At 41.0% G+C, this 23,488-nt stretch carries 22 protein-coding genes, 1 other RNA gene and 1 pseudogene; 15 read left to right on the top strand and 9 right to left on the bottom strand.

The genetic code is table 11. The features are described 5' to 3' along the window. Nucleotides 1–224: 224 nt before the first annotated feature. Entirely contained in the window at nucleotides 225–1,703 is a 1,479-nt protein-coding gene (locus H6G86_RS08970) for a lipopolysaccharide biosynthesis protein (protein WP_190934135.1), read from the bottom strand. A 74-nt stretch (nucleotides 1,704–1,777) separates the two neighbouring features. Further along, on the bottom strand, nucleotides 1,778–3,988 hold the full coding sequence (locus H6G86_RS08965; protein ID WP_190934018.1) for a GumC family protein: 2,211 nt from the start codon (nucleotides 3,986–3,988) through the stop codon (nucleotides 1,778–1,780). An 893-nt stretch (nucleotides 3,989–4,881) separates the two neighbouring features. Here H6G86_RS08965 and H6G86_RS08960 point away from each other — a divergent pair. Next, on the top strand, nucleotides 4,882–6,294 hold the full coding sequence (locus tag H6G86_RS08960; RefSeq protein ID WP_190934017.1) for a sugar transferase: 1,413 nt from the start codon (nucleotides 4,882–4,884) through the stop codon (nucleotides 6,292–6,294). 10 nt (nucleotides 6,295–6,304) lie between these two features. Continuing rightward, complete coding sequence (gene galE, locus H6G86_RS08955) at nucleotides 6,305–7,321, top strand: UDP-glucose 4-epimerase GalE (RefSeq protein ID WP_190934016.1); 1,017 nt, start codon at nucleotides 6,305–6,307, stop codon at nucleotides 7,319–7,321. A gap of 88 nt (nucleotides 7,322–7,409) precedes the next feature. Here galE and H6G86_RS08950 read toward each other — a convergent pair whose 3' ends face one another. Beyond that, complete coding sequence (locus H6G86_RS08950; RefSeq protein ID WP_242064751.1) at nucleotides 7,410–8,177, bottom strand: 2-phosphosulfolactate phosphatase; 768 nt, start codon at nucleotides 8,175–8,177, stop codon at nucleotides 7,410–7,412. A gap of 77 nt (nucleotides 8,178–8,254) precedes the next feature. Here H6G86_RS08950 and H6G86_RS08945 point away from each other — a divergent pair, with 77 nt between their 5' ends. Continuing rightward, entirely contained in the window at nucleotides 8,255–8,647 is a 393-nt protein-coding gene (locus H6G86_RS08945; RefSeq protein ID WP_199338213.1) for a hypothetical protein, read from the top strand. 151 nt (nucleotides 8,648–8,798) lie between these two features. Here H6G86_RS08945 and H6G86_RS08940 read toward each other — a convergent pair whose 3' ends face one another. The 6 genes from H6G86_RS08940 to H6G86_RS08920 form a co-directional block, all read right to left on the bottom strand. Further along, a complete protein-coding gene (locus H6G86_RS08940; RefSeq protein WP_190934015.1) occupies nucleotides 8,799–9,242 on the bottom strand; it encodes an Imm30 family immunity protein in 444 nt (147 codons plus the stop codon). A gap of 5 nt (nucleotides 9,243–9,247) precedes the next feature. Further along, entirely contained in the window at nucleotides 9,248–9,700 is a 453-nt protein-coding gene (locus tag H6G86_RS38590; protein WP_242064749.1) for a hypothetical protein, read from the bottom strand. A gap of 153 nt (nucleotides 9,701–9,853) precedes the next feature. Beyond that, on the bottom strand, nucleotides 9,854–11,728 hold the full coding sequence (locus H6G86_RS08930) for a WD40 domain-containing protein (protein ID WP_524538508.1): 1,875 nt from the start codon (nucleotides 11,726–11,728) through the stop codon (nucleotides 9,854–9,856). Continuing rightward, nucleotides 11,725–12,060 carry a hypothetical protein gene (locus H6G86_RS40140; protein WP_524538507.1) on the bottom strand — a complete coding sequence of 112 codons (336 nt, stop codon included), beginning with the start codon at nucleotides 12,058–12,060 and terminating at the stop codon, nucleotides 11,725–11,727. The genes H6G86_RS08930 and H6G86_RS40140 overlap by 4 nt, the downstream gene beginning before the upstream one ends. Nucleotides 12,061–12,066: 6 nt before the next feature. After that, nucleotides 12,067–12,837, bottom strand: a complete 771-nt coding sequence (locus H6G86_RS08925; protein WP_190934014.1) for a PP2C family serine/threonine-protein phosphatase — start codon at nucleotides 12,835–12,837, stop codon at nucleotides 12,067–12,069. 10 nt (nucleotides 12,838–12,847) lie between these two features. Next, complete coding sequence (locus tag H6G86_RS08920; protein WP_190934013.1) at nucleotides 12,848–13,507, bottom strand: vWA domain-containing protein; 660 nt, start codon at nucleotides 13,505–13,507, stop codon at nucleotides 12,848–12,850. Between the two features lie 249 nt (nucleotides 13,508–13,756). On the opposite strand from H6G86_RS08920, the pseudogene H6G86_RS08915 reads away from it, so the two are divergent. The 12 genes and pseudogenes from H6G86_RS08915 (at nucleotide 13,757) to ssrA (ending at nucleotide 23,260) form a co-directional block, all read left to right on the top strand. Further along, nucleotides 13,757–14,174 (top strand): annotated as a pseudogene (locus H6G86_RS08915) (element excision factor XisH family protein). Next, nucleotides 14,162–14,491: a XisI protein gene (locus tag H6G86_RS08910; protein WP_190934012.1), complete on the top strand. Its 330-nt coding sequence runs from the start codon at nucleotides 14,162–14,164 to the stop codon at nucleotides 14,489–14,491. The pseudogene H6G86_RS08915 and the gene H6G86_RS08910 overlap by 13 nt, the downstream one beginning before the upstream one ends. Nucleotides 14,492–14,573: 82 nt before the next feature. Continuing rightward, nucleotides 14,574–15,755: a class I SAM-dependent methyltransferase gene (locus tag H6G86_RS08905; RefSeq protein ID WP_190934011.1), complete on the top strand. Its 1,182-nt coding sequence runs from the start codon at nucleotides 14,574–14,576 to the stop codon at nucleotides 15,753–15,755. 507 nt (nucleotides 15,756–16,262) lie between these two features. Beyond that, on the top strand, nucleotides 16,263–16,745 hold the full coding sequence (locus H6G86_RS08900) for an ATP synthase subunit I (RefSeq protein WP_163936151.1): 483 nt from the start codon (nucleotides 16,263–16,265) through the stop codon (nucleotides 16,743–16,745). Between the two features lie 60 nt (nucleotides 16,746–16,805). Beyond that, nucleotides 16,806–17,567, top strand: coding sequence for a F0F1 ATP synthase subunit A (gene atpB, locus H6G86_RS08895; protein WP_012411161.1), 762 nt, complete (start codon nucleotides 16,806–16,808; stop codon nucleotides 17,565–17,567). A 147-nt stretch (nucleotides 17,568–17,714) separates the two neighbouring features. Next, on the top strand, nucleotides 17,715–17,960 hold the full coding sequence (gene atpE / locus H6G86_RS08890) for an ATP synthase F0 subunit C (protein ID WP_012411162.1): 246 nt from the start codon (nucleotides 17,715–17,717) through the stop codon (nucleotides 17,958–17,960). Between the two features lie 182 nt (nucleotides 17,961–18,142). Continuing rightward, nucleotides 18,143–18,574 carry a F0F1 ATP synthase subunit B' gene (locus H6G86_RS08885; RefSeq protein WP_190934010.1) on the top strand — a complete coding sequence of 144 codons (432 nt, stop codon included), beginning with the start codon at nucleotides 18,143–18,145 and terminating at the stop codon, nucleotides 18,572–18,574. A gap of 194 nt (nucleotides 18,575–18,768) precedes the next feature. Beyond that, the gene (locus tag H6G86_RS08880) at nucleotides 18,769–19,341 is read left to right on the top strand and encodes a F0F1 ATP synthase subunit B (protein WP_190934009.1); all 573 of its coding nucleotides are present in this window, start codon (nucleotides 18,769–18,771) and stop codon (nucleotides 19,339–19,341) included. Further along, a complete protein-coding gene (gene atpH, locus H6G86_RS08875; RefSeq protein WP_012411165.1) occupies nucleotides 19,338–19,892 on the top strand; it encodes an ATP synthase F1 subunit delta in 555 nt (184 codons plus the stop codon). The genes H6G86_RS08880 and atpH overlap by 4 nt, the downstream gene beginning before the upstream one ends. 190 nt (nucleotides 19,893–20,082) lie before the next feature. Then, the gene (atpA, locus tag H6G86_RS08870) at nucleotides 20,083–21,603 is read left to right on the top strand and encodes a F0F1 ATP synthase subunit alpha (protein WP_114086145.1); all 1,521 of its coding nucleotides are present in this window, start codon (nucleotides 20,083–20,085) and stop codon (nucleotides 21,601–21,603) included. 147 nt (nucleotides 21,604–21,750) lie between these two features. Beyond that, nucleotides 21,751–22,698, top strand: a complete 948-nt coding sequence (locus H6G86_RS08865) for a F0F1 ATP synthase subunit gamma (RefSeq protein ID WP_114086146.1) — start codon at nucleotides 21,751–21,753, stop codon at nucleotides 22,696–22,698. Between the two features lie 172 nt (nucleotides 22,699–22,870). Continuing rightward, nucleotides 22,871–23,260, top strand: a transfer-messenger RNA (tmRNA) gene (gene ssrA / locus H6G86_RS08860). The last annotated feature ends 228 nt before the right edge of the window (nucleotides 23,261–23,488 follow it).

Here is a 23,488-nt window from a genome sequence, read left to right as displayed (position 1 = left end):
TACCTATCCCTTATTAAAATGTGTAGTATTTAAACATTTGTAGAGTTATTATCTACAACTAAAACTGTCCATTGATAGCTAGGAATTACTTTTGATAATGAAAGATTTTCTAAGAACACACTCTCGTAGATTAGTATTGTTGTATCTACGAATTAGTATATCAATAAATACAGCAATTAATTCATTTTAACTTAACAATTATTTGAAAACCATAGCATCCAAGCTTATTTTTTAGCAGCAATATATTTTTTGATGACTGAAAAATTGTAGTCATTGCTTATAGCGAACCATATCAATAGAATAGTTGTTTGTATCGAAAATATAATACACCTTATTATATAGTCATTTTGAAGCTTAAAATTCAACAACACAACTATAAAAAACCAAATCAATGGAAAACATAACCATTTGAACCAGAGAGTATAAGAAACAGATAAACGTTTCATTCCAAATACAGTTACTATAGAGGTTGTAAGATATCCAAGATTACCTAGAATTGCTCCTGTTAAGCCAAAATTATAAGCGCCAATGGCAATTAATCCTAGTGATGAAAAACTGCTTAGTAGCTGAATTAATGCACAAGTCTTAACTGCATTTGTCCCTAACAAAGAATAGTAGCCGACTGCATGACATGAATAAAGTGCGTAAATTGCTGTTGCAATACAGAAGATCATTAAGCATTGACTTGCAGTTTGCTCAGAAAATAATAGTTTGAGAATTAATGGAGAAAGTGTTATGAGAGTTGCTCCCATTCCCAAAGCAACTAATCCATTGATTTGGGTAGCTTGTTTAAGTTGCTGTTCTAGTTGACGCTGATTAATGTTTGGCTGTCCAATTAGATTGCTTAAAGTGGGAAGTAAAGGCTGTACAGGTAATGCAGAAAATGAGTTAATTTGCGCCGTGATATCAGTAATTCCTGCATATACTCCAAGTACCTGACTACCTAGCAAGCTGCCGACAATCAGCCGATCGCCTCGACTAAAAAGCATACTTCCCAAGGTATTTAACCACATCATTAAGCTGTAGCCTCCTACTGCTAATGCTTTGTGTTGATTCCAACTCAGACGTAGGTTCATATTTTGGAGTATTGATCGCACTACCCAGATATGACTGAACAAACTCACTACACCAATTCCAGCCTGCCACTGCATTAACTCGACTGTGTGACCTCCTAGCAAAACTACAATCAACATTCCGACATTAAGTAGTACGGACTGCATTGTATTAAGCACATTCATCAAGTCATAGCGCTGATGGGCTTGTTCGACACCAATCAAAATTTGTTGCAACAATCGCGCTGCTACTACTAACCCACCAATTTTGATAGCTTGTATAACTTTTAACTGTTGTAACTGACCCAATTTAGGAAATAAATTCATAATCGGTTCAGCACCCATCCAAAGAGCAACTACTGCTAAAGTTGCCAATATCAACATTACGCCAAGAGTGACAGTCAAGGTTTGCGATAGTCCATCAACATCTTTCTTTCCTAAGTCTTGAGAAACAAATACTGTTGTGGCTGTAGAAAGACCTGCTTCAGCTAAAGTAACCATTACCACTACAGCAGAAGCTAAAGTCCATAGTCCATACTCTTCAATTCCCAACAGGCGAATTAGTATAGGGATAATTAGTATGCCTAGCCCTATTTTGATTAATCCCGTTATTGAGTTGTAAAAACCGTTCTTAAGTAAGCTATTTTTCACCAAAAATATTCTCTTTTAATACAAGCATTACCGCAAAAATACTAAAATAGTTAAGTTAAATCGCTATCAAGAGATTAGGAAATGCGTATATTGGGAAACTTCAGTTCACCCTTACCATTCCGTAGCTTGCCGCCGTAGGCATCGCTGCTATTTTTGTTGTAATAACCCTTCTGGCTGTAGTAACTAAAACCACTATCAGCAGTAACTCCATTCATCACCATTCCTAAAACACGTGATCGCGCTTGCTCAAGCATCATCTTCGTACTCTTAGCAACAGCACAATCAAGCACTCCAGGACGTACAACCAGCAATATCCCATCTGCCATCTTGCCTAGCATCAGTGCATCACCAAATAAACTCAAGGCAGGAGTATCAATAATGACACAATCATAGTTTTTGGCTGCCTCTTGAATTAACAAAGCCATGCGTTGTGAATCTAGCAATGCTGCGGGGTTGGGTGGAATTGTCCCAGCCGTTAATAGATCCAAGTTAACTAATACTTCTTGGGTGGTGCTACGAAACTCTGCTTGACCAACTAAAACATTACTTAGTCCCACTGGGTTAGATAATTTCCAGATTTCCTGTTGGCAGGAGTGACGCATATCCGCATCTATTAATAGGATTCTGCGTCCCATGTGTGCCTTGGCTACTGCCAGATTTGCTGCTACAAATGATCTGCCTTCACCTGGAGTTGAACTAACTACAGCAATTACTTTTAGTGGTTTATCAGAGATGGTAAAATCCAGGTTTGTCTGAAGCATCTCAAAGGCTGAACTTGCTCCCGAATATGGATTATCTCTGACCGGCAGTTCAACTAAAGCTTCCCCACCATTTTTAGCTTTTTGACCCAAATGAGGAATCGTACCGAGTAAAGGATAACCTAATAACTGCTGGGCTTGCTCAAGAGTTTTGAGGGATTGATCCATAGCCTCTAACATCAGAGCTAACCCTACACCCAGTAAAATTCCCACAAATCCACCTAGCGCCAGGTAAAGGGCAATTTTAGGAGAAACAGCTTTTTTAGGAAGTAAAGCCGCAGATACTACCCTGGCATTACCGACATTCTGATTTACTACTACTTCGACTTCTTGCGATCGCTTCAGCAGTTCTTCATAGGTAGACCTCGCTACTTGCAACTGTCGCTCTAGCTGCTGCTGTTTTTCTTGCAGTTGGGGTAAGACACTCAATCGTCTTTGGGAAAGTGCGTATGCATTCTGCAAAACTGTAACTCGGTTAGCTAATGCTGACCGTTCTACATCCGACTGTACCAGTTGGACCAGTAGGGTCTGCTTGAGTTCTCCCATCCCTAAATTCTGCGCTGGTACAGATTTTTCTCTGCCCGCATTCTCAAAAATTCGAATCTCTAGCTGCTTTTTCAGGGCTGCTTCTTTTGCTAACAAATTAGCGATCGCAGGATGTTTGTCTGTATAGCGAGTCTGTTCTACTGCTAACTGATTTTGCACCTGCTGATATTCTGTTAATACCTCCTGCACAGCTTTTGATTGACTTAAATTCCCCATATCCACAGCCTGCTGGGAATTCAATCTCAATTGACGTTGCAGAAGTTGTGAGCGAGTCTCAGCATCCGTTAAATTTGCCTGAGCTTGGGTAATCTGGTCTGATAAATCCGCGAGTCTGTCGACTCCTTTTGCCGCTTCTTGCTCTAAGGCAATTACCCGATTTTCTTCTTTAAACCGACGCAAAGCGGCCTCTGATTTGACTACCCTTGCTTCAACTTCAGGCAATTGCTTGCTCAAAAACTTCTGTGCCACTGTCGCTTGGGTTTGGTTAATGCGAATATTATTCTCCAGGTAATATCTCATCAGCAAATTCACAACATCTGCGGCTTCTTTGGGATTGCTACTGCTGTAGGAAATCGCCAAAATATCTGTACCCCGGACACTCTTAATTTTGATTTTTTTGAGAAACTCATCTATTTCTAAGGGTATTCCTTGCTTACCTACCAAGTTGAGACTAGTGATAGTTTTTTCAACTATCGGGTTAGAACGAATTACCTCTGCTTCTGTATCCAAAGGGCTGCTGAGTTGAGTCACACTGCTCAACTCTCCAACTTGTGCCGAGGGACTTGTCAGCGAAGAAACGCGGTCAGTTTTACTGAAGAGCAACTTGCCTTCTGCTTCATAAATTGGTTTTTGTCTGATGGCAATTAAAGCTGACAGTCCAAAAACAGAGGCAGTCACCGCAGCTATGACTAGCCAACGCCTTTTCAGAATCAGCGAGTATTGTTGCAAATCCGGGGATTGGTCTTCTTGGTTAGAGGGCATGGAATATATTGCGAATATCTGAAATACTTACTAATTTTGCTTCAAAATTTTGGTAGCCCAAAATAGTTGTTTGGACATACTTAAATATAATTACTTAGAGTTAACCTGTATAAACAGTATTTAGTCTCCTGTAATTTTTGGATTATTTTCCTTTCTATACATCTTTTTAGTTTTATCCCAGAAACATTATCGAAATGTCAAGGTATTTTTTATCCACATTTCTCTGAGATTTTATATTACTTTGACAAGTATTTAAATTAAATAAAACTTTAACCTTCATATAACCTTTTTACTAGTATATAAAACTACATAAGCTAAATTAAACAATCACTATCTTATTGTATATATGGTTTAAAAATTTTTATTGATCGAGTATTACTACGTAAAGATTTTGCTTGCTCTGCTGTTATTGACTTAACTAGTAATCACGCCTTGAGAAAAACGTAAACTCTTGCAAACAGGGAATATTAGATTACTATATCCTTAATATTTACAATATTTTATACTGCTTGATTAACAGTATTTTACTATGCTGAACAATTTAGTACCAAAATTACATCTATATGTCAATACGTATTTTTAATTAAATTTACGTTAATTAAATTTCAAGTTTATATTGACGATATTCATGGCATCATGCAAATATAAAGCTTGGACAGATAACCTTAGTAAGATGTATGTATTACATACATGCCACGTAAGCGCACTGACAACTGCTCTTCCAGTCCATAATATTCAATACCCAATTCTTTTGAAAAACAGAGCATTACAAAAGTTTGTTATCTATGTATGCCTTGAAACAAAAGAGCTAATCTTTATACTACTATCATTGAATCTCTTGCTGCCTTTAACAAACAAATAAATACCAGGATACTGAAGAATCAAAAAAATCAATGACTCTTACAAGTTATGTCAGTTCTCCTGCTAATACTAGGTTGCCAAACATAGTCCGCAGCCTACCAATATTGCTCTTGTTAGGGGATATTTTTGGGTTGCTCGTTTGTTTAGCGATCGCCCAATGGTTGCGTTTAGATCAACCCTTACATTGGCTCAATCCATTGCTTTATGGATTTGTGTGTATGACACTTGCAGGATTTTATTTAGCAGATGCGTACCATCCAGAGCGGCAAATTGCAGGTTTAAGAGCGCCTGCTCGAATTATTGTTTGTAACATTGCGATCGCGTTTTTCATTTCTGCCCTAATTTATTTGTCAGGTATTGGCAAACATCACCCGGTATTGTGGCGGAGTGTGTTCTTACCTAGCTTGGGAATCTTTACTATCTGGGCTGTAGTATTGCGGGTGATGGCAGTGAATTGGGTGCGATCGCACGCCCTGAAAAGTCGTTGGTTGATACTAGGAGCAGGGGATAATGCGATTAAATTTGCACAGAAATTGCTGGTACTTAATCCTTTAGGAAAGTTGACTGTTCTAGCAGAAGAAAATCAAATAACCATAGACTTACCTAAAAGCAATCTGAGTTATCAGGGAAATCTGAGCGATTTGTCGCAATGGAGTCAAAAATCCTGGTCTGGGGTTATAGTTACAGCCCAGATAAATTTTTCCAAATCTCAAGCACAACAGTTAATGCAGATGCGGTTGCGAGGCATTCCGGTTTACACATTGCCGGATGTTTACCAAACATTTTGGTATAAACTTCCTTCATCGCTGCTACAAGATAAATGGTTGGCTTTTAGCGATGGTTTTAACCTAATGCCTGGTTACTTCAGTATGAAACTGAAGCGAGTTATCGATCTCATATTGATCCTGTTTTTACTAATATTAGTTGCACCACTTCTGTTGTTGGTTGCATTACTAATTAGATTAGATAGCCCTGGCCCAGTATTGTACAGTCAGCAGCGAAGTGGGTTATACGGTAAACCATTTAGAGTTTATAAATTTCGCTCCATGTATCAGGATGCAGAAAAGTTGGGGGCGCAGTGGGCTAGTCAACGCGATCCACGGATCACTAGACTCGGATATTGGCTACGTTTGTTACGTATTGATGAATTACCTCAAATATGGAACGTCTTACAGGGTGAAATGAGTCTGATTGGGCCTCGTCCAGAACGACCAGAATTTGATGTCAAACTCAAAAAAGCCATTCCCTACTATGAAGTTCGCTATTTGGTCAAACCTGGAATTACAGGCTGGGCACAGGTTATGTATCCATACGGAGCATCTATTGAAGATGCTTACGAAAAGCTTTCTTACGATCTGTATTACATCAAAAATTATTCCATTTGGTTGGATTTAGCGATCGCCTTCAAAACGATTCGAGTTGTTTTGTTAGGTAAAGGTAGATAAGGAAAAAGAAATGAAAAAGAAAATATTGGTAACTGGCGGTGCTGGTTACATTGGCTCCCATGTAGTTCGTCAATTGGGGGAAGCTGGTTATGATGTCGTGGTTTACGACAACTGCTCTACAAGTTCACCAGCATCCGTACTACACGGGAAATTAATTATTGGAGATTTAGTAGACACCGGGCATCTTTATCAAGTTTTTGCCCAGTATGAATTCAGCGCAGTCTTACACTTCGCCGCTAGCCTGATTGTTCCAGAATCAGTAGCTCATCCCCTCGATTACTACGCAAACAACACCCGCAACACCTTAAATTTACTGCACTGCTGTAGTGTTATGGGTGTTAACAAGTTCATCTTTTCTAGCACAGCCGCAGTGTACGGGGAAGTGAAAGAAAATCCTGTTACTGAGTCGAATCCTACACAGCCCATTAATCCTTATGGACGTTCAAAGTTGATGAGTGAATGGCTGATACAGGACTATGCGGCAGCATCTTCAATGCACTACGTAATTTTACGTTACTTCAATGTAGCGGGTTCTGAACCACGTGGACTATTGGGGCAAATGTCACCGAATGCCACTCACTTGATTCGAGCTGCTTGTGATGCAGCACTCAAGCGTAAGCCAGAAGTCCGAATTTTTGGTACTGATTTTCCTACGCCCGACGGAACCGCAATTCGAGACTATATCCATGTTGAAGATTTGGCTACTGCTCACTTAGATGCTTTGGATTACTTAGAAAAAGGAGGAGAGAGCCAAATTTTTAACTGCGGTTATGGGCAAGGATACAGCGTGCGACAAGTTATTGAAAGAGTCAAGGCTATTTCTGGTGTAGATTTTCCCGTTATTGCTGCCCCACGTCGTCCGGGCGATCCTGCCTGTGTTGCAGCTTGTGCTGATAAAATCCGTAGAGTTTTGGGTTGGCAACCAAAGCACAATGATTTAGACGAAATTATCGACACAACTATCACTTGGGAAAAACATAAGAGTAACTTGGCAAGACAAAGGCATCTAAATATGGCATACGCATAATTAAAATTTGGCACCTAATTAACCTTGTTTTTGGAATTTAGATAACTTGAATTCGACGGCTCATATAGTGTCCCTATAATTGACTCAATCAAAAAAATTCCACGTTTAGATAGGCATTATTTTTAAATAAAGGCACGCAATTACTTATGTTAAAGGCGGCTGATAATTCAACATCTGGATCAAAGCCTTTTTCAATCAACTCTTTACCCGAACTGCATTTTTTCAAGTACCCTAGTAAATCCTGCCGGAAAGCTTGAAATATTGCCACAGCAACTTCGGCTTCTGGTGATAGACTGCCATCTAAATAACTGAGGATTGCCCCAGCACCAATTAAATCTTCAAATGCAGGTCGTAGGCTACCATCTTCCTTCCACCTTTCACCAGCAGGAATCACAGCGATTTTATCGCCATACTTTTGAGCAAACTCCGCCACAGCTTGGCAATTTCGCAAGCAACCAGCCAAAGTTGGGGTATTCCCTGTAAGTAAAGTCAGAAAAGAACCATTAGGTGAAGGTAAAACCAGCCTAGTTCCAGCAGTAATCTGAGCCACCGATTTTGGCGAAAGAGAATATCCTGTTGTAGTCCAACGTTGTCTATGACTTGCCAATTCTGCTTGCACTGACTTCGCATAATCTATAGCTGATTCATCTTTATATGCGTAAGGAAAAATTATTGCGCCGTTGTTGGTGGCAATTTCTACACAAGTAGAAAAAGAAAGAACGTCAACTATCACAACTACATCACTGATGGAAGCAAGTTCAGCAACTCCTTGTGGCCCCCATTCACAGCGTAAATTAAACTCTGATTGGTTGTAAATCATTGGTGCGATCGCAAAAGACAATATGACAAAAATCAAACCACAAATTAACCAAGCCAGTGATCTTAATTTGTCTCAAGGCTAAATTGACCTAAATGTTATAATCAATATAAAACTTGAAAGATCAAAATATTATTAATTTAGCTGTAAAAAGTACCTCCATAACAACTACACCCAAGTTAACTTATGATGTGCTGATTGAAAATCAACAAGATGGCGAAGTTAGTGCGATAGTACTAGGCTTACCAGATTTTAAAGCCTCTGGTGTGACTAAAGAAAAAGCACTAGAGAAACTAATTCAACTTTTACAAGACCGAGAACCAGAAATAGTGACTTTGGAAATTGAACCTCCCCAAACCGAACATCCTTGGATGAAATTTGCGGGTATGTTCAAGGATGATCCGCAATTTGACGAGATGCTGGTATATATAGAATCTGATCGCCGTGAACTTGACGCACAAATGGAGAAATATTATCATCAACTTGATGCGGAGAATGAACCTAAGTGAGTTTGTGGATACTTGATACGGATCACGTCTCACTTTTTCAACAACTGCATCCAGTTGTTACACAGCGTATTAATGCAGTAAATTCTGAAGACACTGCCATTAATACTCATCAAAATTTAATCTGAGTTTGAACGCCAAAGTAGTTTAATATTTATTGAGCTATTCTGGACAAATTTTCTTTAATTTTTAGTTTATTTACAATACTTTCTTCCAAAAGATGATAAAGAAAATGAGGTGTGTTTAAATTAGCTGAGTGTAAAAGTTTTTGATAAACTTGGCAAGCTGAACCATCATTTAAAATCCTGTCATGGATGATTCTTGTCCATTCAGGTGCATTGATCATTAATTGGGGTACAACTTTAATAAAAGCCGCAATTTGTTCTTCTATATCAAAAGATTCGAGAAAATGAATTAAGCTGAACATCACTTCTGGCTGTTGACATTGATCATCTAAAACAAGATGATATGCAGATAAATTTTGCTCATCAGGATTATCAGCTATTTTAGCTAAAGCATTTTCAAAGTCGGTAACTTGCTGTTGAGTTTGCATCAAGCGATTTTCTCTTAAAATAGCCAATAGTTTGTTTTGATTCATTGGTTTCAACCTACTTTATCAAAAATACCTTGCCAAGTTAGTCTATTCAGGTTAATTAAACCTTGCAAACTTTTCCTGATTTCTCTATTGTACAAACCTTGACGAAGATAAATAGAACGCACATCCCAAACTTCTTGGGCCAACGTTTCTCTTGCTGATAAACTTAAATTAGGAGATTTACCGTAAGAGATTGTTTGCCGATGACGACCTCCTTTTCCTAGTGATAAATGTTCCATCATAATGGCAATTCCTTTATCTTTAGTATAACCAGGAACTTTAGCTTTCATAAAAGCATCCGCAGGTATATGATGAGGTGTAAGGTTATCGCCTCTACGTCCTAGTTTGAGTAAGTCTCCATAATTACCTATACTGCCCTCTCTGGGAATAAGTTGATGTTGATTATTAATAATGTTTACTCCATATTCGCTATTTCTATTGATTAGTATTCTAATTACCAAAGTAAATTGACTTATCTATTTATAGGTAAAAATGATCGCACTCAGTTCACTGTAAATATAAGTGCTAATTATGGGAAAAGAGATTTTTAACCTAAGCAGAAAAAATGTGTAATGTTAGAATGTTCATCTATCACACTTGATCAACATTCCATTTCACCATATCCGCCAAATTTTGATAGTCCCGTCACTACTCCCACTAGTAAGGATTTGACCACTTGGGCTGAATGCTACGGAATTAACCAAGTTATAATCTCCTGGGAGGGTTTGGATTTCCCTTGCTGTAGTTACATTCCACAGTTTGATAGTTTTGTCATAACTCCCACTAGCGAGGGTTTTGCCATCTGGGTTGAATACTACGGAATTAACCAAGTTGGAATGCCCTTGGAGGATTTGGAGTAGGGTTCCTGTAGTAACATTCCACAGTTTGATAGTTCCGTCATAACTCCCACCACTAGCAAGGGTTTGACCATCTGGGCTGAATGCTACGGAATTAACCGAGTCGGAATGTCCTGAGATGGTTTTGAGTAGGGTTCCTCTAGTGACATTCCACAGTTTGATAGTTCCGTCATGACTTCCATTAGCAAGGGTTTGTCCATCTGGGCTGAATGCTACAGAATTAACCCAGTGGAAATGCCCCGGGAAGATTTGGAGTAGGGTTCCTGTAGTAACATTCCAAAGTTTGATAGTCCCGTCATAACTCCCACCACTAGCAAGAGTTTGACCATCTGGGCTGAATGCTACGGAATTAACCGAGTTGGAATGCCCTAGTAGGCTTTGAAGTAGCTTTCCTGTAGTGACATTCCACAGTTTGATAGTTCCGTCACTACTCGCGCTAGCAAGAGTTTGACCATCTGGGCTGAATGCTACGGAATTAACCGAGTTGAAATGCCCTAGTAGGCTTTGAAGTAGCTTTCCTGTAGTGACATTCCACAGTTTGATAGTTCTGTCACTACTCGCGCTAGCAAGGATTTGACCATCTGGGCTGAATGCTACAGAATTAACGCAGTCGGAATGTCTGGTAAGTGTTCTTTCTAGGAAGATACTGCTAGATAAACTCGCAATTACAAATATTGGATTAGTCGGAAACAAACCATAACGCACATAGCCATAAATTTGAGTTCCCATTAATACCACTATGGCACTTACTAGCAATGCACTTACTAGCAATACTTTTCTCAGCTTGGTTTTGTTTACGGATAGCTTTGTTTTAGGTAGTTGAATTTTTGCAAGTTGAGTCTGAGGTATTGAAGCTGCTAGTTGCGAGACCTGACTAGATGAATTTAAATACTGATTAGGTTGTGATATTGATTCAGCAAAAGCAGCTTGTTTTGGTCTAGCAAAGCCAGGAAATATATCAATACCAAGTTTTGTAGAATGATCGCACCAATAACACTTACCATAAGTTCGGCTGTAATAGTGGCTGTCTACCTTTCCACAGATAGTTAACTCATTAACAGCAAGTCTGAGTGCCTTTACCCAATCCCCAGCAGTTGGGCGCAAGTTAGGATTTTTATAACCATCGTTAAAGCATCTGAGAAAACATCGCTGAACCTCTGGGTGAATAATCTCAAGAGGAATTGTCCTTTCTACAGGTTGCATTAAACGGTTTGGTGCATACAGCCATAAACCCTGACGGATAAGTTCATTAGTTTGTGGAGTTTCCCCCGCACCTATCCACTTTCCTGCAAAAGGAGTTTGACCACCAAACAACAACTGATAGATAATTACTGCTAACCGGAAGCGATCATGTACTTCCGTTTGATCAATGCTAGAAAAATTTTTATCAATCAGTTCCGGTGGTGTATAGTCTGGTGAACCAACTGGACAACGATAAATCTTGCCATTTACCGGATTCCGAACCTGAAAGGAGTCAGTATCAATAATTGAAGGTAAGGCGCGATCGTTAACAAGGATATTTTGCTGCTTGATGTCACCTAAAACATAGCCAGAAATGTGAATTGCTTCAATAATTGAGGCGATATTCAGCGCTGTTGTGTGGAGAAAACGCCAATCAACATCAAGTTTCAAAGCCTTTTTTTTTGGTAATTGTATACATTAATAAGTTCTTTTCCTTCCTTAATTTCCGGCATCAAAAAGCCCACACAATCACCTTGAGCATCTTTCAATACCGACTTAGGCCAAGCAAAAGAAATATGATTCGGGTGAGAGTTTGGCTCTTTGGGGCGGTGCGCTATCATCACCGCCAACTTTTGCACACGCTCAGGACTTTGCAAGTGGTAAATTTTTGCTAAGTAACCATTGTGATTAGTTCGCCATACCTTACCTTCACCACTATTAGCGATCGGTTCACCCAACAGAGTAATTGATTTTCCCGTACTGGCACAGGTGAGAACTGTCATCGAATTTTACTCTCTATCAAACAAGCACAAAAGTAAGGTTTTATCATCGTCAGTGCGAGAATTTAGCCGTTCAGAGTTGAGGAATTCCATCAAATATTTATCTTCATCCTCTGAATTAACAGGTTCATGCAAGTATTCCTCCAAAGGTTTAAAGAAAGGCGAGAAGGGTTGCCAGTCACTCAAGCGAATTGCTACTTTTTCTAGTCCATCAGTGGAAGCACAAATAAACTCTTGTTTTTCGGGAATGACCTTTACCTGCATTTCTTTTAGTGCATTTGTTGAGGTAATAAAAGTTGTTTCATTGGCAAACTCACCTTTATCTGGCTGAAACAACAGTTGATATTCTGACTCTTGGGAACGAATTACAATAAATCCATCTCCGATTTGCATAGCTGCAACGTAGTCAGGAGTTGCCAGAAAAACCAATAATGTACAAGCTAAATCATTGATAGAATAATCTTCTTCATTTGCTTGCTTCTGTAATTCTGTAATAACTTTGTTTACAATCTCAGAAAACACTTTCTGAGCTTCTTCTTTGGATAGTGGTTGATAATCTTCCTTCTGAGGAAATTCATTAATTTCAGAAAAGCATTTGAGTACCGTTTCTACCGCCAACCGAGAACCAATATCAGAATGTTTGGCACTACCAGCACCATCAGCAACAGCACCTACAATCACATCATCCAAGATGCGATAATTTCCATAATCTTGACAAACTATCCCCTGTTTTTGATGACTTGTTCCAATCTCGGAACGTGCAACAGCTTTCCAATTCACAAAATTTCCTCTAACTAGTAATTTGACCCCATCCCATAGCTGGTAAAGCTACAGCCTGCCCTACTTTGCCACTAGAAACCCGTTTCATCGAAGTAGAAAGCCAGACAAACAACTCACGAAAATCTAAGCCATTTAGCATAACTGGTGGACGTTCAGGAGGAGAAATTTGTTTGAGGATATTCATATCAGCACCCTGTACACCAACCGCAAAAAATGACAGTCGGCTTTGTGCTTCTGCTTCTCTCAACCTTTGCGCGGCTGGCTGCCAGGAGTCATTTGGCTCTCCGTCTGTAATCAAAAATACCCAAGGGCGATAATAGAGAATACCGTTATCTTTATAAGTTTGTTTACGGTTTTCTAGAAAATCTAAAGCATACTCAATCGCCCCACCCATTGGGGTTAAACCACCTACTTCCAATATAGGCGGTGTAAATTGGTCAATCGTTACAAAGTCTTGCGTGAGTTTAACTATGGGGCCGAATGTAATCATAGCCACTTCCACACTCAGCGATGCTTGGGAATCTTTTAGTACATCTGCCTTGAAAGCAGCAAGTCCTCGATTTAACTCTTGGATAGGCTGACCTGACATAGAGCCAGAAGTATCGAGTAACAGAATTACAGGGCAACGATTTTCTGGATTTTCAACGAATTCAGGCATTCCTACGGCCATTTAATGCTCCTAGATAAGTAAATTTTTATACAAATCACAATTAAAGTTTATTAGTTAATAAATACTTAAACAGTAGTGTTTTTACTGAAACAATTTTCCTGCTTAAAATATATGGGCTGATGGCGATCGCAATTATCTCTATACCTGAAGTGTTCCGCATTCGCTAAACTCAGAATTGCTGCTATATTGATTCTGAAATGTCAAACTCCCAAACCGTTAGCGTTGCTGTTGCCAGACTTTACGATACCTATGCCTTCTAAAGATATATTCCATCAATCTGTCCGCACTGCTTTAGAAAAAGATGGTTGGATGATTACCCATGACCCACTGCATCTGAAAGTTGATGATATTGAATTTTTTGTGGATTTAGGAGCAGAAAGACTATTAGCAGCACAAAAACAAGGTCAAAAAATAGCTGTAGAAATTAAATCCTTTGTAGGTGCATCTGAAGTAACAGAATTTCATCTCGCTTTAGGTCAAACCTTGAATTTATCGACTAGCATTAAAAAAAGAAGAACCAGAACGCATTCTATATCTAGCTATTAGCCAACATACATACCAAGACTTTTTCTCACGTCAATTTATTCAAGATTCTTTAAAAGAATATCAAATTAAACTTTTAATATTTAATTCTTTAAGTCAGGACATTGTTTTATGGAAGGAATAAATTACTCTCAAATTATTCAAGATATTTTAAGTAACCATTCCGCTAATGATGTGGCTAATGGCACAGAAATTCAACTGTTGTTTGACGCAGAACGCCATCATTATCAAGTCTTAAATATTGGCTGGAAAGAACAACGGAGAATCTATGGAGTCATCATTCATGTTGATATCAAAGACCAAAAGATTTGGATACAAAGAGATGGTACAGAAATCGGCATCGCTAATGAATTAATTGCTGCTGGTGTACCTAAAGAAGATATTGTATTAGGATTTCATGCTCCTTATAAACGCGAATTTACTGACTTTGCTGTTGGATAATTAGCAGGAAATAAGTAATAGTAATCTTTGCCCTAATCATCCACTATCCGCTAAACTCAGAAATGCTGCGTTATTCCTCATCATGTCCGATTCCCAAACTGTTAGTGCTGCTGTTGCCAAACTCTACAATACCTATCCCTTTCCGCCGGAGGCCCTGTTGGATGAGCCACCTCCAGGCTATAACTGGCGCTGGAACTGGCTAGCTGCTCATAATTTTTGCACAGGTCAAAAACCCCAAAGGCAAGATATTCGGATTTTAGATGCAGGTTGCGGTACAGGGGTAAGTACAGAGTACCTTGTTCATCTCAATCCCCAGGCTTCTGTTGTGGGGATTGATCTCAGTACTGGGGCTTTAGATGTAGCAAAAGAACGTTGCCAGCGTTCTGGTGCTAACCGTGTTGAGTTTCATCACCTCAGCCTGTTCGATGTGGAACAGTTACCGGGTGAGTTTGATTTAATTAACTGTGTTGGCGTTTTGCACCACACCTCCGATCCGATTCGCGGTATTCAAGCTTTGGCGCAGAAGTTAGCCCCAGGCGGCTTGATGCACATTTTTGTGTACGGAGAGTTAGGACGCTGGGAAATTCAACTCATGCAAAAAGCGATCGCACTTCTCCAAGGTGACAAAAAAGGCGACTACCGCGATGGTGTCCAAGTCGGACGACAAATATTCGCTTCTTTACCAGAAAATAATCGAATTGTCAAATACGATAAGCAGCGTTGGTCATTAGAAAACCACAAGGATGAAAACTTTGCTGATATGTATGTTCATCCCCAGGAAATTGACTACAACATTGAGACGCTGTTTGAATTGATTGATGCTTCGGGATTAGAGTTTATTGGTTTCTCGAATCCAAGTTTCTGGGATTTGGATAGACTTTTAGGCAAAGCACCAGAGTTAGTAGAACGGGCAAAAGAATTGAGCGATCGCCAGCTTTATCGCCTGATAGAATTACTAGATCCAGAAGTAACTCATTACGAGTTTTTCCTTGGCCGTCCTCCCTTAGTTAAAACTGACTGGTCAGACGACAAAGCTTTATTAGCAGCGATTCCCGAACTTAATCCTTGTATTGAAGGATTTCCTAGTCAATGCTTCTTTAATTACAATTACCAAATTGTTAATTTATCTGAACCAGAGTTTGAATTTATGCAAAAGTGTGATGCTAATTCTACAGTTGCAGATATTTTGACAGATGTGCAACTGGGATTAGATGAAGTCAGAAAACTTCTTCAGCAGCAACTGATATTATTAACACCTGCTTAATCGCACTCCAATTCCACGCTGGCTTAATAAAAGCAATTTATACTTATGGTGATGAGCGATCGCCCATCACCACTTTTGGTAAATTAATGTAGATTAGGAAAGTGCCCAACAAACGGGTATTCTAAATCCCAAAAGTTGGAGTTTTCTGAAATTCAGCAGTGGTGCGCTGCTTAATGAGAAGCCGCTACTCTCCGATTTCTGATTTGCGGTACGCCCATACACTCCTCAAGCACCAGTTGATTTTATTGACACCCAATTACTTCAAACACCAAGATGCTATGTAACGACTTTGGAGGACAATAATCTACTCAAAAAAGCTGGAATTGGAAGAAATTTTGAATTTTTCGGCAGCGATAATTTGATTATTCACCCACACAGTCTTTTACATCATCAGCCGCTCTCTCGCTTCTGGGAGCGCGATTTTACTGACTGTGTAACGTTGCCAAGAAGTTAATTGTTTTTTCCTAAAGTATTGTTACCGGATCGTGATATGATTCAGCTGACTGAATGTGCAGTCATCATAATTTAACTGTACTGGTTTCAAGTCTCGTGAGCTTGTCAGACGAATCAATTGCGCCCACTCCGACAACGCAACAAGATGCTAAAACTGATTCTGGAGACACAGAATCAGGTAACTCTATGCAAGAGTTTTATCAACTCTTCCAGCGATTGTTGGTAATCACGCTTGTCTTGACGGGGGTTATTTTTATCTCTGTGTGGATTTTTTATTCCTTAAACATTGCCCTAAATTATTTAATTGGGGCGTGTACAGGTGTGGTTTACTTAAAAATGTTGGCTAGAGACGTTGAGCAACTTGGTAGTGAAAAAACCAGTTTGAGCAAAACTCGTTTTGCTCTATTTATGGGAGTCATGATCGTGGCAACTCAATGGCGTGAGCTACAGATTTTGCCCATATTTTTGGGATTTCTAACTTACAAAGCCACGCTCCTCGTCTATATGGTGCAAATTGCGTTCATTCCTGATTCTTAAAAAGTCAGGCTCACAAAGATAGTAATCCCATCCTCGATCGTTGGGGAAAATGCTTGAAGAATGCAAATGCTTAGTGTCTTAAACGCCTTTAATTCTTTTCCCCTCGCCGAATTAGAAGTAGGTCATCATTTCTACTGGCAGTTGGGCAATCTTAAAATTCATGGGCAAGTTTTTCTCACGTCATGGTTTGTGATTAGCATTTTAGTAGTGGCTTCAATAGCTGCTACTCGCAACGCACAAAGAATTCCCAAGGGCATCCAGAATTTGATGGAATATGCCCTAGAATTTATTCGTGATTTGGCCAAAAACCAACTTGGTGAGAAAGAGTACCGCCCTTGGGTGCCATTTATTGGCACATTGTTCTTGTTTATTTTCGTATCGAACTGGTCAGGTGCGCTAATTCCCTGGAAGCTCATCAAGCTACCTTCAGGCGAATTGGCAGCTCCAACCAATGACATCAATACGACTGTTGCATTAGCACTGCTAACTTCCTTAGCGTACTTTTACGCGGGTTTTAGCAAGCGGGGTTTAGGCTACTTTAAGAAATATATAGAGCCAACACCCGTTTTGTTGCCGATCGCAATTCTCGAAGATTTCACCAAGCCCCTCTCCCTAAGCTTCCGGCTATTTGGTAATATTTTGGCGGATGAATTGGTAGTCGCGGTATTGGTGCTGCTAGTTCCTCTATTTGTACCTCTGCCTGTAATGGCCTTGGGTTTATTTACCAGTGCCATTCAAGCTCTGGTTTTCGCCACCCTCGCCGGAGCATACATTCATGAGGCAATGGAGGGACATGGTGGAGAAGAACATGAGGAGCATTAAACTTCTCAGTTGATAGCACAGTTCCAAGAGCATTTTGCTCAAAACATCGCAAAGCGCGATCAAAGAACTCATGTGCAGCGTGAAAACCACGTTTCTAGTCGTTAACGTACTTTTGTTAGTTTTGTAATCAAAGCAAGGAAAATCAACATGGATCCATTAGTTCAGGCTGCTTCAGTTCTCGCTGCTGCTTTAGCGATTGGTTTAGCTGCAATTGGCCCTGGTATTGGTCAAGGTAACGCTGCTGGACAAGCAGTAGAAGGTATTGCTCGTCAACCTGAAGCAGAAGGAAAAATTCGCGGTACTCTGCTATTAACCTTGGCATTCATGGAATCCTTGACTATCTATGGTCTAGTAATTGCCCTGGTATTGCTGTTCGCTAACCCCTTCGGTTAATACCTGAAAATTTTTGCGAGTGTGGAGACGTGAATCATCACGCCTCTACAATCAAAACGTTTTGGGTATCTCAATAGTTATAATGTTCAGTTGACCCTTGTTGGCTATGGGTCTCTAAAATATGAAAGGTTGGATGACGTTGCTAGCCATGAAAACTGCTACTCCAGCCAAAGAGGAGACAAATGTTTGATTTCGATGCTACCTTGCCCTTCATGGCATTGCAATTCCTGCTATTAGCAGCTGTGTTGAATGCAATTTTCTATAAGCCACTGACCAAGGTACTAGACGATCGCGATAGTTACATCCGAACGAATACCCTTGAGGCGAAAGAAAGCTTGGCTAAAGCCGAACGCTTGGCTACCGAATATGAGCAGCAACTCGCAGATGCTCGCAGACAATCGCAAGCTACTGTAGAAGCAGCTCAACTTGAAGCTAAGAAAATTACTGCCGAGAAAATCGCTGAGGCCCAAAAGGAAGCTCAGTCTCAACGAGAACAAGCTTCTGTTGAAATAGAGCAACAAAAACAAGAAGCTTTTAGCACCTTAGAGCAACAAGTTGATGCTCTAAGTAGGCAGATTCTAGAAAAACTATTGGGGCCAACTCCAGTTAGATAAGCTAACGAGATTGGTTCTGTGTAAAGCATACGCGCAACTGGCCCCTAGTCCAGAGCGCAAAATTTAAGTGTCAAAAAAAGGCACTTTTTCCCTTCTTGGGAAAGATACTTAATTTCCTGACAGGGAAAAGATACTTAAATTTCCTTCCCTAGGGAAAAATACAACGTACTAGCAAGCGAGCAGCGCACTTGTAAATGGGTATCATGGGGACATTCTTATTACTTGCCGCAGAAGCGAACGCTGTTCACTCTGAATTGGCAGAAGGCGCAGCAGAAGGTGGTTTCGGTCTAAACCTAGACATTTTTGAAACCAATCTGATCAATCTAGCGATTCTGGTTGGCATACTATTCTACTTCGGACGTAAAGTTTTAAGCAATATCCTGAACGAGCGACAATCCAATATTGCCACCGCAATTCAGGAAGCAGAAGGGCGCTTAAAAGATGCAAAGACTGCCCTTTCCCAAGCGCAAGAGCAGTTGAAGCAATCTCAAGCAGAAGCAGAACGTATCCGCCAATCGTCCGTAGAAAATGCTCAAAAAGCGAAAGAAGCCTTGTTAGCGAAAGCAGCGCAAGACGTAGAACGCTTGAAACAAACAGCAGCAGCAGATTTAAATTCCGAAACCGAGCGAGCGATCGCTCAACTACGGCAACGAGTTGCTACACTAGCATTGCAAAAAGTCGAATCGCAACTCAAAGGCGGGATTGCCGACGATGCTCAACAGAGTTTAATTGATCGTAGCATCGCACAATTGGGAGGCAATGTATGACAAGTCAGGTAGCGGCAGCCGAAGTAGCCCAACCTTACGCACAGGCACTTTTGTCAATAGCGCAATCGAAAAATTTGACAGAAGAGTTCGGGGAAGATGCGCGTACTTTCCTGGGATTGCTCAGAGCAGACAAACAGCTACACAACTTCTTCAGCAACCCGTTTATTCAGGCTGAGAACAAAAAAGCTCTCATCAAACAAATACTCGGTGAAGGCTCTAACCCCTACTTACGCAACTTTTTGTTGATACTAGTAGACAAACGCCGCATTGCATTCTTGGAATCGATTTTTCAACAATATCTGGCGCTGTTGCGGCAGCTGAATCAAACCGTATTAGCGGAAGTAATTTCAGCCGTTCCCCTCACAGAAGCTCAACAGCAGGCAATTATCCAAAAGGTCATTGCCATCAGTAATGCTCGCCAGGTAGAACTAGAAACTAAGGTAGACAGTGAGTTAATTGGTGGTGTGATTATTAAAGTAGGTTCGCAGGTAATTGATGCCAGTATCCGGGGTCAACTGCGCCGCCTTTCATTGCGCTTAACTAATAGCTAGAAGGTTAGGATTAGAAGTTGGGAGTTAGGAGTTAGGAGTTAGGAGTTGGGAGTTAAGTAAACAGTAATTTATTTTGACTTTTAACTTTTAACCTTTGCTTTTTTAACTCATCACTACTCACTCTTAACTCAGCACTCTTAACTCAGCACTCAGCACTGAATTCCGTCTCGAAAGTAAACAAGATAGACACATGAGCATATCAATTAGACCTGACGAAATTAGCAGCATTATCCAACAACAAATCGAGCAATACGATCAAGAGGTCAAAGTTGCTAACGTTGGTACTGTCCTACAAGTAGGTGACGGTATTGCCCGGATCTATGGTCTAGAAAAGGCTATGGCTGGGGAACTCTTAGAATTTGAAGATGGCACAATTGGCATCGCCCAAAACTTAGAAGAAGACAACGTGGGCGCGGTGTTGATGGGTGAAGGGCTAGAAATTCAGGAAGGTAGTTCTGTAACCGCTACTGGTAGAATTGCTCAAATTCCAGTAGGGGAAGCCTTAATTGGAAGAGTTGTAGACGCTTTGGGTCGCCCCATCGATGGTAAGGGAGACATCAAATCCTCAGAAAGCCGTTTGATTGAATCTCCAGCGCCTGGTATTATTGCTCGTCGATCTGTACACGAACCCATGCAAACGGGGATTACAGCTATTGACTCAATGATTCCCATCGGTCGCGGTCAACGGGAATTGATCATTGGCGATCGCCAAACCGGTAAAACTGCGATCGCGATCGACACCATCATCAACCAAAAAGAAGAAGATGTAGTTTGTGTCTACGTTGCCATCGGTCAAAAGGCTTCCACCGTAGCTAACGTGGTGCAGACATTGCAAGAAAAAGGCGCGATGGATTACACCATCGTCGTTGCCGCTAGTGCCAGTGAACCAGCAACACTACAATACCTAGCTCCTTACACAGGCGCAACTATTGCCGAGTACTTTATGTACAAAGGCAAAGCTACCCTAGTAATTTACGACGATCTTTCCAAGCAAGCCCAAGCTTATCGCCAAATGTCCCTGCTGCTACGTCGCCCACCCGGACGCGAAGCTTACCCCGGAGATGTATTCTACATTCACTCTCGTTTGTTAGAAAGAGCCGCCAAGCTGAGTGATGAATTAGGTAAAGGCAGCATGACCGCCCTACCAATCATCGAAACCCAAGCTGGTGACGTTTCGGCATACATCCCCACAAACGTAATTTCCATTACCGATGGTCAGATATTCCTATCTTCTGACTTGTTCAACGCTGGTATCCGTCCGGCTGTGAACCCAGGTATTTCAGTATCCCGCGTAGGTTCTGCGGCGCAAACCAAGGCAATGAAAAAAGTTGCCGGTAAGATTAAATTGGAACTAGCCCAATTTGACGACTTGCAAGCCTTCGCTCAATTTGCTTCTGACTTAGATAAAGCCACTCAAGACCAGTTGGCACGAGGTCAACGGTTGCGCGAACTTCTTAAGCAACCACAAAATTCGCCACTCTCAGTATACGAGCAAGTAGCAATTCTTTATGCTGGTATCAATGGATACTTGGATGATGTGCCTGTAGATAAAGTCACCACCTTTACCCAAGGTCTGCGGGAGTACTTAAAGACTGGTAAAACCCAGTATGCCGAAGGAGTAAGAGCCTCCAAAGCACTAGGTGATGCAGAAGAAGCTGCCTTGAAAGAAGCACTTACCGAATACAAGAAGACTTTCAAAGCAGCAGCGTAATTACAGTGCTGAGTGCTGAGTGCCGAGTGCTGAGTAGCTATAAGTGTTGAGTTGAAGAAAGTTTTTCATTCAAAACTCAAAATTTCAAACTCAGAACTCAGGACTCAGAACTCAGAACTCAGAACTCAGGACTCAGAACTTAAAGTTATGGCCAATCTAAAAGCAATACGCGATCGCATTCAGTCGGTCAAAAACACCAAAAAAATCACAGAAGCCATGCGTCTCGTAGCTGCGGCTAGAGTGCGTCGGGCGCAAGAACAAGTACTAGCGACTCGCCCCTTTGCCGATCGCTTGGCACAAGTATTATATGGTTTGCAAAGCCGTTTGCGCTTTGAAGAAGCAAACCTGCCACTACTGAAAAAAAGAGAAGTTAAGTCAGTCGGGCTATTGGTAATTTCAGGCGATCGCGGTTTATGCGGCGGCTACAATAATAACGTTATCCGTCGTGCAGAGAATCGCGCCAAGGAAATCAAGGCAGAAGGTTTAAACTATCAATTTGTGATCGTTGGGCGCAAAGCTACACAGTACTTTCAACGCCGCGATCAGCCAATTGATGCCACTTACAGCGGCTTAGAGCAAATTCCCACCGCAGCCGAAGCCAATCAGATTGCCGATCAACTACTTTCCTTATTCCTTTCGGAAGAAGTAGACCGCATCGAATTAATCTATACCAGATTTCTTTCCTTGGTTAGCTCCCGTCCTGTAATCCAAACCTTACTGCCCCTCGATCCGCAAGGTCTAGAAGCGGGTGATGACGAAATCTTCCGCTTAACAACCCGTGGTGGTAAATTTGAAGTAGAACGGGAAAAAGTGGCTAGCCAAGTTCGCGCGTTGGCTCCTGACATGATTTTCGAGCAAGATCCAGTACAGATCCTCGATTCTCTGTTGCCCCTGTATCTGAGTAACCAGCTATTGCGGGCGCTGCAAGAATCTGCGGCTAGTGAACTAGCAGCGCGGATGACAGCTATGAGTAATGCTAGTGAAAATGCGGGCGAATTGATTAATACCCTCACACTGTCTTACAACAAAGCTCGACAAGCTGCCATTACCCAAGAACTCCTAGAAGTTGTAGGTGGTGCTGAAGCACTAACTTAGGAAAATATTTGTTGTGGATTATGGCAAATAGCCAATTGCTAATGGTTTTAAAATTAGCGATTGGCTATTTTGACTAAGTGGAGCCATATATTCTGACTTTGATAATTACGAATTACGAATTACGAATTACAAATTCAAGAATCGCGTATTATAATCGAAGTATGAAGTGCATGGGTCCGTCACGGTTTCGACAGGTTGGCGAACGCTGCTCTGTGATTCAGGTCGAGAGTGAGTCTCCTCTCGGAAATCAAAGGCTCAAACAAAAAGTAAATGCGAATAACATCGTTAACTTTGCTCGTAAGGATGCTCTAGTAGCTGCCTAAACACCTCTTATAGGTTCGAGCGTCTTCGGTTTGACTCCGTTAAGGACTGAAGACCAAACCCCAACGGATGCTCTAGTAAGCGTTCTCTGGTTGGCTTGCTAGCTAAGATTAAATCAGAGAATCCTACGTTCGGGATAATGAACGATTCCCGCCTTGAGGGTCAGAAAGGCTAAACCTGTGAATGAGCGGGGGGTCAATACCCAATTTGGACAGCAGTTCGACTCTGCTCGGATCCACTAAGAATAAATAACAAGTCCACCAAACAGTAAAATGTTTGGTGGATTTTGTTTTATCAAAAAAGAATTCACGAGTCAGTAGCCCCGACTTATAGCGTAGCGCCTTCTCTACGAGACGCTATGCGTAGCTTGCTTCCACGTTCGCGTAGCGTCCCTCCCGTAGGGAAGTGGTACGGGCATAGCAAGGCTATGAGCCAATACAGTTCAGATAAGACCAAAACCCTTGTAGAG

The sequence above is a fragment of the Nostoc sp. FACHB-133 genome, assembly GCF_014698055.1.
In the GTDB taxonomy this organism is placed as follows: domain Bacteria; phylum Cyanobacteriota; class Cyanobacteriia; order Cyanobacteriales; family Nostocaceae; genus Nostoc.
Note: the sequence above shows the minus strand (reverse complement) of the source record. Positions and strands in the feature narration are given on the sequence as shown.